This window comes from Chamaesiphon sp. OTE_20_metabat_361 (genome assembly GCF_031364565.1).
On the sequence record NZ_JANLWO010000686.1, the window covers coordinates 1 to 3113 of the forward strand.

Annotated in this window: 4 protein-coding genes; all 4 read left to right on the forward strand. The window is 49.5% G+C overall.

Going from position 1 to position 3113, the window contains the following annotated elements; genetic code table 11:
• Positions 1 to 745, forward strand: a 745-nt coding sequence (locus tag RMO35_RS19455; protein WP_309743324.1) for an N-acetylmuramoyl-L-alanine amidase, incomplete at its 5' end; no start/stop codon positions are given.
• Between the two features lie 35 nt (positions 746 to 780).
• Complete coding sequence (gene murI, locus RMO35_RS19460; RefSeq protein WP_309743326.1) at positions 781 to 1623, forward strand: glutamate racemase; 843 nt, start codon at positions 781 to 783, stop codon at positions 1621 to 1623.
• A 224-nt stretch (positions 1624 to 1847) separates the two neighbouring features.
• On the forward strand, positions 1848 to 2819 hold the full coding sequence (gene sds, locus RMO35_RS19465; protein ID WP_309743328.1) for a solanesyl diphosphate synthase: 972 nt from the start codon (positions 1848 to 1850) through the stop codon (positions 2817 to 2819).
• Positions 2820 to 2936: 117 nt separating this feature from the next.
• Positions 2937 to 3113 (forward strand): dihydrofolate reductase family protein (locus RMO35_RS19470; protein ID WP_309743330.1); only part of this gene is annotated, 177 nt, incomplete at its 3' end.

The following is a 3113-nucleotide window of genomic DNA, read 5'->3' on the forward strand; positions in this document are numbered from 1 at the left end:
GGTGCGGCGAGCTGATGGTGTCAAAGTCGATATGGTGCGGCAATATCTGGACAGTCGGTGGGTTTATCTCCAAACTGGCACCCCTACTAGTCGGATTGCCACCCGTCCGGCTACAGTACCCATCCCTGTACCCACTGCTACTCGCCCGACGCCCAAGCAAGACACTTCGCCCCCAGTCCGGACGAATAATGGCAGAGTGCTAGTCATGCTCGACCCCGGACACGGCGGTAGAGATCCGGGAGCCATCGGTCTGGGTGGCTTGCGAGAAGTCGATGTGATTTTACCCGTTGCCAAACGCGTGGCGGAGATCTTAGAAAAACAAGGAATTGCGGTTAAAATGACCCGCAACGGTGATTACTTTGTCGGTTTGGACGAACGCGTCGCTATCTCCCGCGAGGCGGGTGCAACGCTATTTGTGAGCATTCATGCCAACTCGATCGATAATCGTCCTGATGTCAATGGCTTAGAAATATATCATTACAACATCGGTCAATCCTTTGCGGATACCGTGCATCGCACAGTGGTCGATTACGTCAATAAAAACGGTTTCTATCTCAACGATCGACGCGTTAGATCGGCGCGGTTTCTCGTCTTGCGCAAATCGACCATTCCCGCTATTCTAGTCGAAACTGGTTACTTGACTAGCGAAGCGGAATCGGCTCGACTCCGCCGCGATGATTATCAAAAAGTGATGGCAGAAGGCATCGCTAAAGGCATCATTCAATACATCAGAGATCGTAACTAAGCACGGAAATCACTTACTATTTGCACGACAACTATATGCAAAACCGATTCACTCCCGCTCCGCCGTTCCAGTCAGACAAAGTTCACAAAATTGGCGTGTTTGATAGTAGCGTGGGGGGATTGACAGTTTTGCAAGAAATCTATCGCCAACTTCCTCATGAATCAGTGTTGTACTTTGGGGATACGGCGCGAGTACCCTATGGTACCCGCAGTGCGGCAGAGATTTTGCACTTTACCCGCCAAACGTTGGATTGGATGGTGTCGCAGCGCGTTAAGATGGCGATCGTCGCTTGTAACACCAGTTCGGCATTGGCATTGGATACCGTTAGAAATGAATACGATTTACCCATTTTGGGTGTGGTCTTGCCCGGTGCCAGAGCCGCAGCAAGGCTAGGACGAAGGATCGGGGTGATTGCCACCCCAGCGACCGTAAATAGCAATGCTTATCTACGTGCAATTGAGGAAGCCAATCCCCTCGCTCAAGTTTGGCAGGTTGCTTGTCCGGAATTCGTCCCGTTAATTGAAACTAATCGCTTAGCCGAGCCATACACGCTCGCAATTGCTAAAGCATATCTACAACCGCTACTCGATCGATCTGTCGATACGATCGTCTACGGCTGCACCCATTATCCGCACCTCGAACCAATTTTGCGGCAATTTGTACCGATGAGCGTCCAATTTGTCAATCCAGCCATTGCAGTAGTCGCAGCGGCGGCTAGAGAACTCAATCTCCTGGGACTTCAAAGCCATCTCCTCGCGCAACCGACGACCTTTGTTGTCAGTGGCAATCCGGCTCAATTTGCCCAGCTTGCCACTCAATGGCTGCCCACTCAACCCTCAGTCCAGCAGATAATTCTCCCAACAGTACCAGTTTCCTAATCCCCCTATTCTCTAATCCCCTAATCCCTGTCTTGAAAAGGTGCTTTACTTGCGGCGCATCGAACGGGAGGTTCCCTCCCGTTTGTGTGCGTCAAGACAGGGGAAACCCCAAGAACGCACTTTTCGCTAATCCCTAATCCCTAGCTCCTATTCCCTATGTAGAGGAAAAATAGCTTAGAATATATGTAAACTTTCGTAAACTCATCCTCTGAGCCGCTCGATCGATGACCTCAGTGAAATCCGTATTTACTCCTGTTGAAGCTGACTTACAAGCCTTAACGGAGAACCTCAAAAAGCTCGTCGGTGCCCGTCACCCAATTTTATATGCAGCCGCCGAACATTTATTCGGAGCTGGGGGCAAGCGCTTACGTCCGGCAATCGTCTTGCTAGTTGCCCGTGCAACAATGCCAGACGAAGAAATTACACCGCGCCACCGCCGCCTCGCCGAAATTACTGAGATGATCCACACTGCCAGTCTGGTTCACGATGATGTTCTAGACGAAGCCGACATCCGGAGGGGGATCGAAACAGTTCACAGTCGATTTACCAATCGCGTCGCCGTCTTAGCTGGTGATTTCCTCTTCGCACAGTCGTCTTGGTACCTAGCCAACCTCGATAACCTCGAAGTAGTCAAACTGCTCTCACAGGTGATTATGGATTTAGCTGAAGGCGAAATTCAGCAGGGCTTGAATGCGTTTGAGACAGATTTCTCGATTGAAGCATATCTAGAGAAAAGTTATTACAAAACTGCCTCCCTCCTCGCCAATAGTGCTAGGGCTGCGGGCGTACTTAGCGATGCGCCAATGGCAACTTGCGAACGGTTATATGTGTATGGGCGAAACTTGGGACTAGCCTTCCAAATTGTTGATGATATCCTCGACTTTACAGCTTCAGATGAAGTGCTGGGCAAGCCAGCGGGTTCGGACTTAGCAAGTGGAAATTTAACTGCACCGACATTGTTTGCGATGCAGGAATATCCCCAACTAATCGACCTCATCGCGACTGAATTTGAAGATCCAGCGGATCTAGCGGCGGCGTTGAGTTTAGTCCGCAACAGTACGGGAATTGCCAAATCTCGGGAATTAGCCAAGCACCACGCCCAGTTAGCTCTAGCACAAATAGCCGATTTACCCCCTTCAACTTCACTTCAAGCTTTATTAGATCTGACTGATTATGTATTAAAGCGGCTGTATTGATTGAGTAGCATTGCTGAATTTAGGCTTTAGGGAATTACACATTTTGTAAATTGGGAGATCGGATCTCAGATTGGTAACGACGATTAAATTTCGATAATCTTTCCTGAATAGATCGTGATGAAAACAACTCTTGTTTTAGCAATGACCGCTGATGGAAAGATTTCGGATGCGGCAAAATCACCCCCGACATTTAGCTCCGATCGAGATTACGCTCACTTAGAAGCACAAATCGCTGCTGCTGATGCGATCCTCGTTGGTAGCGGCACTCTAAGCGACGGGGGGAGTATAGTTTTG

Bases quoted from the DNA above. Each gene is read 5' to 3' on its own strand.
- murI (WP_309743326.1), top strand. From the start codon at position 781: ATGCAAAACCGATTCACTCCCGCTCCGCCGTTCCAGTCAGACAAAGTT.
- sds (WP_309743328.1), top strand. From the start codon at position 1,848: ATGACCTCAGTGAAATCCGTATTTACTCCTGTTGAAGCTGACTTACAA.